This window comes from Geminicoccus sp., assembly GCF_035556675.1.
In the GTDB taxonomy this organism is placed as follows: domain Bacteria; phylum Pseudomonadota; class Alphaproteobacteria; order Geminicoccales; family Geminicoccaceae; genus Geminicoccus.
In genome coordinates, this window is the sequence record NZ_DATMFZ010000299.1 from 1 (window position 1) to 6,377 (window position 6,377).

The 6,377-nt window shown below is 72.0% G+C and carries 9 protein-coding genes and 1 pseudogene; 7 read left to right on the plus strand and 3 right to left on the minus strand.

The annotated features are described in order from the left end of the window. Positions 1 to 1,277, minus strand: a pseudogene (locus VNS22_RS20780) (hypothetical protein); the annotation flags it as partial. Next, positions 1,274 to 1,414: a hypothetical protein gene (locus VNS22_RS20785; protein WP_325735841.1), complete on the minus strand. Its 141-nt coding sequence runs from the start codon at positions 1,412 to 1,414 to the stop codon at positions 1,274 to 1,276. The gene VNS22_RS20785 and the pseudogene VNS22_RS20780, both read right to left, overlap by 4 nt. 108 nt (positions 1,415 to 1,522) lie before the next feature. On the opposite strand from VNS22_RS20785, the gene VNS22_RS20790 reads away from it, so the two are divergent. Genes VNS22_RS20790 through VNS22_RS20820 form a run of 7 tightly spaced genes read left to right on the plus strand, consistent with a single transcriptional unit; the run spans position 1,523 to position 6,250 of the window. Next, positions 1,523 to 2,116, plus strand: a complete 594-nt coding sequence (locus VNS22_RS20790; protein WP_325735843.1) for a shikimate kinase — start codon at positions 1,523 to 1,525, stop codon at positions 2,114 to 2,116. Continuing rightward, positions 2,113 to 3,246: a 3-dehydroquinate synthase gene (aroB, locus tag VNS22_RS20795; protein ID WP_325735845.1), complete on the plus strand. Its 1,134-nt coding sequence runs from the start codon at positions 2,113 to 2,115 to the stop codon at positions 3,244 to 3,246. The genes VNS22_RS20790 and aroB overlap by 4 nt, the downstream gene beginning before the upstream one ends. After that, positions 3,243 to 3,764: a GNAT family N-acetyltransferase gene (locus tag VNS22_RS20800; protein ID WP_325735847.1), complete on the plus strand. Its 522-nt coding sequence runs from the start codon at positions 3,243 to 3,245 to the stop codon at positions 3,762 to 3,764. The genes aroB and VNS22_RS20800 overlap by 4 nt, the downstream gene beginning before the upstream one ends. Then, complete coding sequence (locus VNS22_RS20805; protein ID WP_325735849.1) at positions 3,761 to 4,525, plus strand: glucose 1-dehydrogenase; 765 nt, start codon at positions 3,761 to 3,763, stop codon at positions 4,523 to 4,525. Before VNS22_RS20800 ends, VNS22_RS20805 begins: the two co-directional genes overlap by 4 nt. A gap of 22 nt (positions 4,526 to 4,547) precedes the next feature. Then, the gene (locus VNS22_RS20810; protein WP_325735851.1) at positions 4,548 to 4,937 is read left to right on the plus strand and encodes a RidA family protein; all 390 of its coding nucleotides are present in this window, start codon (positions 4,548 to 4,550) and stop codon (positions 4,935 to 4,937) included. A 4-nt stretch (positions 4,938 to 4,941) separates the two neighbouring features. Beyond that, on the plus strand, positions 4,942 to 5,604 hold the full coding sequence (locus VNS22_RS20815; protein WP_325735853.1) for a LysE family translocator: 663 nt from the start codon (positions 4,942 to 4,944) through the stop codon (positions 5,602 to 5,604). 58 nt (positions 5,605 to 5,662) lie between these two features. Beyond that, the gene (locus VNS22_RS20820) at positions 5,663 to 6,250 is read left to right on the plus strand and encodes a Uma2 family endonuclease (RefSeq protein ID WP_325735855.1); all 588 of its coding nucleotides are present in this window, start codon (positions 5,663 to 5,665) and stop codon (positions 6,248 to 6,250) included. Between the two features lie 6 nt (positions 6,251 to 6,256). On the opposite strand, the gene VNS22_RS20825 is transcribed toward VNS22_RS20820, so the two are convergent. Beyond that, positions 6,257 to 6,377, minus strand: a 121-nt coding sequence (locus tag VNS22_RS20825) for an SDR family oxidoreductase (protein WP_325735857.1), incomplete at its 5' end; no start/stop codon positions are given.

A 6,377-nucleotide genomic window follows, 5' to 3' on the forward strand; every position in this document is an offset into this window, starting at 1 on the left:
AGCCCGTCCGGCGTGGGCGGCATCCGGGACGGATCGACCAGGCCCGCCAGGATCATCAGGACCGCCACCCGGTGGGCGCGGGCCCGGTCGCCCTGCGGCTGCGCCTCCAGCATGTCGAACCAGGCAAGCGCGGCACCCTCCTCGCCGGCGGCCAGCAGGATCCGGGCCAGCGTCTCGGCTTCCAGCGCCAGGGCCTGCCGCGGCGCCACCGTGGCGGCCAGCGGGGCCAGCTGCGGCAGGTAGGCCCGGCGGCTGTCCGGATCGGCATCGGCATGCCACAGCAGCACGATCTCGCGGGCCCGGGCCTGCGGGTCGGTGATCGCGCGCAGGCGGCTGGCCTCGGCACCGGTGGTGGCGAAGTTGCCGCGCGCCGCCTCCATCCGGGCGCGGGCAGCGGCACGCAGGCCGGGCGGGGTGGCCGAATCGGCGGCAAGGCGCGCCAGGGCCGCGGGAGAGGCCTGGGCAACCGCCTCCTCCGGCAGCGCCAGGCCCAGCCGGCGCGCCAGGGCCAGGTCGGCCGGGGTCACCGTGGCGCTCCAGTCCACCGCATCGGCGCGCCCGTAGCCCAGTGCCACCGCGACCAGCGCCCCGAATGGCTGGGCGCGCAGGCTGCCGGTCTCTTCCAGGGCGCCGGCCAGCACTAGGGCGCTGTCCGGCCGGTCCTGCAGAAGCGCGCAGAGCAGGTTGAGCTCACCACTGCCCGCCTGGCCGCTGGTTTCCTCGCTGCTGACCTCCATGCCGAGGCCCGCGTCGCGCGCGAGCGCGCAGGCCGCCTCATCCTGTCCGGCCGCGAGATCCAGTCCGGCCGCGACCGGGGCCAGGGCCGGCAGGCGGATGGCACCCGGCCCGGCCTCGTCCACCAATGCCTGGGCCACGTCCAGGGCACCCAGCTCGATCAGGTGCTGCAGGCGCAGGGCCAGCAGGCTGCCGGGCGGCTGGCTGTCCGGCGTGGGCAGCCGCAGGAGCTCGACCTGGAGGCGGCGGGCAGCGGGATCGGGCGGGACGGCCGGCAGGGCCGCCAGGGCCAGGGCGATCTCGGCGGGCGGCGTGTCGCCCCAGGCAGCCGAACCCCGCCAGTCGCCGCCGCCCACGGCATCGGCGCTCGGCACGTCCAAAGGACGCACGGTGAACTCCGAAGGAGGGGATGCCGGGCCGGCGGATTGGGCGGACGGCTGGTCCTCGAACAGGGGACGCGGCTGGCCCTGCACGCTGCCGGCCAGGGCCAGCCAGGCACAGCAGGCCAGCAGCCCACGTGCGATCGGTCGATGTTTGCTCACTGGGCCAGCCGTTCCGCCGGGACCACTGCCTCGACCGGCTGCCGGGGTGCGGGAACGTCCCAGAACATCAGGAAGGCAATGCCGCCCAGCACGGTCGCGATCAGGATCACGAGCAACGCCCGTCCGAATGCCGCCATCGTTCCGCGTGGATCCCGCGCGTGTGGTTTTTGTCCAGGCCGGGCTTGCCGTCGGTAGCCTTCGCCGGTTTATATAGGCGACGCTCCGCCCGTTCAACGCTGACACGAATGACCAACCACGAAGCGCACCCAGAAGCTGCGCTCCCCATCGAGACGCCGCCAGCCCGCCGCCTGAACCTGACCCGCCATGTCGTGCTGGTCGGGCTGATGGGTGCCGGCAAGTCCGCCGTCGGCCGCCGGATGGCGGCGGTCCTGCACGCCCCCTTCATCGATGCCGACGACGCGATCGTGGAGGCGGCCGGCATGTCGGTGCCCGACATCTTCGCGAGCCATGGAGAGGCCGAGTTCCGGGCGCTGGAGCGGCGGGTGATCGCTCGCCTCCTGGCCGGGCCGCCCCATGTCCTGGCGCTGGGCGGCGGGGCCTTCGTCGACCCGCTCACCCGCGAGCGGGTGCGCGCCAGCGGCTTCTCGGTCTGGCTGCGCGCCGACCTCGACACGCTGGTCGCCCGCACCGCGCGCAAGAAGGGCAGCCGGCCGCTGCTGGACGCGGGCGACCCGCGCACGATCCTGGCCGAGCTGATGGAGCGTCGGCATCCGGTCTATGCCGAGGCGGCCATGGTGGTGGACAGCGGCGACCAGCCGGTCGACCGGCTGGTCCACGAGCTGATCGGCCGGCTGGCCGAGGCGGGAGTGCTGGCGTGAGTGCTGCTATGACCATGCCGGCCACCGGCTCGGTGCGCGTGCCGCTGGGCGAGCGCGGCTATGACGTGCGGATCGCACCGGGCCTGCTGGACCGGGCCGGCGAGGAGCTGGCAGGGCTGCTGCCGTCGGACCGGCTGGTGATCGTCACCGACCAGACCATGGCGGCCACGCCGCATCTGCCGCGCCTGGAAGCCTCCCTGGCCGAGTCCGGCCTCAAGACGCGTACCGTGACGGTGCCGGCGGGCGAGGCGAGCAAGAGCTTCGGCGTCTTCGCGCAGCTCTGCGAGGCGGTGCTGGAGCCCGGCATCGACCGGAAGACCACCATCCTGGCGCTGGGCGGCGGGGTGGTGGGCGATCTCGCTGGTTTCGCCGCGGCGGCGCTGTTGCGCGGCCTGCCGTTCGTGCAGGTGCCGACCACGCTCCTGGCCCAGGTCGACAGCAGCGTGGGCGGCAAGACCGGCATCAACGCCCAGGCCGGCAAGAACCTGGTGGGGGCCTTCCACCAGCCCCGGCGGGTACTGATCGACCCGACCACGCTCGACACGCTGCCGCTGCGCGAGCTGCAGGCCGGCTATGCCGAGGTCGCGAAATACGGGCTGATCCGCGATGCCGGGTTCTTCGCCTGGCTGGAGGAGCACGGCCAGGGCGTGATCGGGGGCGACCAGGCGGCGCGCGCTTTCGCGATCGAGCGGTCCTGCGCGATCAAGGCGGAGATCGTGGGCGACGACGAGTTCGAGACCAAGGGCGGCCGGGCGCTGCTGAACTTCGGCCACACCTTCGCCCATGCCTATGAGAACCTGACGGGCTATGGCAATCGGCTGCTCCATGGCGAGGCGGTCGGAATCGGCATGGTCCAGGCGACCGAGCTGTCGGTGCGCGCAGGCCATCTGCCGGCAGAGACCACGGACCGGGTGCGCCGCCACCTCCGGGAGCTTGGACTGAAGACGGCGCCCGGCGAGGTGACCAACCAGGGCTTTGCCGCAGACGCGATGCTGACCGCGATGCGGCGGGACAAGAAGGCCAGCCAGGGCCGGATCACCTTCGTGCTGCTCCAGCGCCTGGGCCAGGCCTTCACCAGCGATCAGGTCGACGCGGCGGTGCTCCAGGATCTGCTGGAACGGCCGGTGTGAGCCAGGGCGGCATCAGGCTCGAGACGGCGAGGCTGGTACTCCGCCCGCCCGATCTGGCCGACGTGCCCGAGATGTTCGCCGCAATCACGCCGGAGCTGACCCGCTATCTCAGCTTCGACCCGCCGGCGTCGGTGGAGGTGCTGGCGGACATCGTCGCGTCCTGGCGAACCGGCCGGATGGCGGGCGACGACCTGCATTTCGCCCTGCGCTCGCGGGACGACGGCATCTTCGTCGGCATGGCGGGCCTCCACGCGCTGCGCACGTCGGAGCCGGAGATCGGGATCTGGATCCGGGAGGCGCTGCATGGCCGGGGCCTGGGCCGGGAGGCGATCGCGGGGCTTGCCGGCTTCGCCTTCCGCGACCTCGGTGTCGCGAGCCTGCTTTACCCGGTCGCCGTGGCCAACCTGCCGAGCCGGCGGCTGGTGGAGGGGCTGGGCGGCGTGCCGTGCGGCAGCCGCTCGCATCGCAAGTACGAGGCCGTGGTGTACCGGCTGACCCGGGAGAAGCTGCCAGGATGAGCGGGATGTTCGACCTTTCCGGCAAGGTGGCGCTGGTGACCGGCGGCTCGCGCGGGATCGGCGCGGCGCTGGCGCGGGGGCTGGCTGCCGCCGGGGCGGACGTGGCGGTGACCGCGCGCGACGCGGAGCGCCTTGCCGATACCTGCCGGGCGATCGAGGCGCTGGGTCGCCGGGCCTGGGCCGCTTCGGTCGATGCCGGATCGGTGGACAGTATCCAGGCCGGCATCCGGGCGCTGGAGGAGCGGACCGGGCCGATCGACATCCTGGTCAACAATGCCGGGATCGAGGAGGTCCGCCCGTCGCTCGAGGTCGACGAGGCGCTCTGGGACCGGATCGTCGACACCAACCTGAAGGGCGCCTTCTTCACCGCCCGCGCGGTCGGTCGGGGCATGGCGGAACGGCGCCGGGGCGCCATCCTGAACCTGGCCTCGCTCACCTCCGAGGTGGGCGTGCCCACTGCCACCCCCTACGGCTCGTCCAAGTCCGGCCTGCTGGGCATGACCCGGGCGCTCGCCACCGAATGGGCGCCGCAGGGCATCCGGGTCAACGCGCTCGGGCCCGGCTATTTCCGCACCGCGCTGACCGAGGCGTTCTACGCCGACGAGGCTTGGCGGCAGGCGATGCTGCCCAAGATCCCGCAGGGTCGGTTCGGCGAGCTGGACGATCTGGTGGGGCCTGCGGTCTTCCTCTGTTCGGATGCCGCGCGCTACGTTACCGGTCAGTGCCTGTACGTCGACGGCGGCTATCTGGCCGCCATCTGAGCGCGGCACAGGAGGAAGGACGATGATCGAGGTCTTCGATCCGCCGAACGTCCACCGTCCGGCATCCGCCTACAGCCAGGGTGCCCTGGTGACCGGGCCCGCGCGCTGGCTGCACGTCTCCGGCCAGGTCGGGGTCCGCGCCGACGGCAGCGTGCCCGAAGGCGTGGCCGAGCAGATGGAGTTGACCTGGGACAATCTGTTCGCGGTGCTGGCCCATGCCGGCATGACCCATCGCGACCTGGTGAAGATCACCGTGTTCCTGGTCGACCAGCGCGACGTCAAGCTATGGCGGCAGATCCGCGACCGGCGGATGCAGGGCCATGCCTGCGCGGCCACGCTGCTGATCGTGCACGGCCTCGCCAGCCCGCAACTCATGTGCGAGATCGAGGGCATCGCCTGCCAGCCGGCCTGAAGTCATGTTGCCTGATGCCCAATTGTTCGCCGTGTTCCTCGGCGCTGCCCTCCTGCTCGCGGTCACGCCCGGGCCGGACACGATGTTCGTCGCCGCCAACAGCCTGCAGGGCGGGGTGCGCAACGGGCTGATCGCCTGCCTGGGCATCCTGGTGGGCAATATCGGCCACAGCCTGCTGGCGGCCGTGGGCGTCTCGGCGCTCATCGCCACCTCGCCCACGGCCTTCGACCTGCTGCGCTGGGCGGGTGCCTGCTATCTCGCCTGGATCGGCGTGCAGGCGCTGCGGTCGGCCTGGGCGAACCTGCATCTCGCCGGGCAGCGGGATGCGGCACCGCGACCGGCACGGGCGGCGCCTTCGGCCTGGACCGTGTTTTCCCGCGCCCTGCTGACCAATCTGTCGAACCCGAAGGTCATCATGTTCTTCGTGGCCTTCCTGCCCCAGTTCGTCTCGGCCGGGCGCGGCAGCGTGGCGCTGCAGACCCTCGCACTCGGCCTGACGCTCAACCTGATCGGCATCGCCTGGCTGATGGGGATCGCACTTCTGACCGGCTGGATGGTGGACCGCTTCTCGAAGGTGCGCTGGGTGACGGTGACGCTCGACGCCCTGTCCGGCCTGTTCTTCGTCGGCCTCGCGGTGAAGCTGTTCCTGACCGAGCGGCGGGCCTGAGGGGGACGCTGCGTCCCGGCCAGCTGCATGCTAGGGTTCGGTCGGAGGAGGTGGCGCCATGGCTCTCGCACAGGGGCATGCCCCGATGATGACCGTCGCACAGTTCCAGGCCCGGCCGGACGGATCCGACGCACGCCATGAGCTGGTGGACGGGGCCGTCCACACAATGGTGCCGCCGCCGGACGAGCATGGCGAGGTCAGGGCCAATCTGGTGCTGGCGATCCATCCGCACCTCAAGCCGCCCTGCCGCCTCGTGACCGGGGCCGGCGTCCCCATCGACCAGCGCAACTACTTCCAGGCCGATCTGGTGATCCGCTCCGGGCTGCGGGAGCCGCAGGGTCAGCCCGCGCCGCCGGCGGTCGTCATCGAGGTGCTCTCGCCGGCGACCATGTCGTTCGACCTCGCCTGCAAGCTCCTGCGCTATACGGAGCTGCCGAGCGTGCAGGAGATCTGGATGGTCGACAGCAGCCGGGCCTGGGTCCAGGTCTGGCAGCGGCAGGAAGCGCACTGGTCGGTAGAGATGGTGTCCGGCTCAGCGCGCTTCCGCTCGGCCTTCCTGGGTGCGGAGATCGCCCTCGACCAGGTCTATGCGGGTGTCGCCTTCCGCCCGGAGACGGACGACGACGCGGACGCGGTCGGCCTGTAGCCGGCCTCACCAGCAGGTGTAGCCGCCATCCACCAGGAGGATGGTGCCGGTGCAGTAGCTGGCGGCGTCGCTCGCCAGGAACAGGACGGCGTGCGCGATCTCGTCCGGCTCGGCGAAGCGCTTCATC

Coding starts and splice junctions, on each gene's coding strand:
- VNS22_RS20790 (WP_325735843.1), top strand. CDS start 1,523: ATGACCAACCACGAAGCGCACCCAGAAGCTGCGCTCCCCATCGAGACG.
- VNS22_RS20815 (WP_325735853.1), top strand. CDS start 4,942: ATGTTGCCTGATGCCCAATTGTTCGCCGTGTTCCTCGGCGCTGCCCTC.
- VNS22_RS20810 (WP_325735851.1), top strand. CDS start 4,548: ATGATCGAGGTCTTCGATCCGCCGAACGTCCACCGTCCGGCATCCGCC.
- VNS22_RS20785 (WP_325735841.1), bottom strand. CDS start 1,414: ATGGCGGCATTCGGACGGGCGTTGCTCGTGATCCTGATCGCGACCGTG.
- VNS22_RS20820 (WP_325735855.1), top strand. CDS start 5,663: ATGGCTCTCGCACAGGGGCATGCCCCGATGATGACCGTCGCACAGTTC.
- VNS22_RS20805 (WP_325735849.1), top strand. CDS start 3,761: ATGAGCGGGATGTTCGACCTTTCCGGCAAGGTGGCGCTGGTGACCGGC.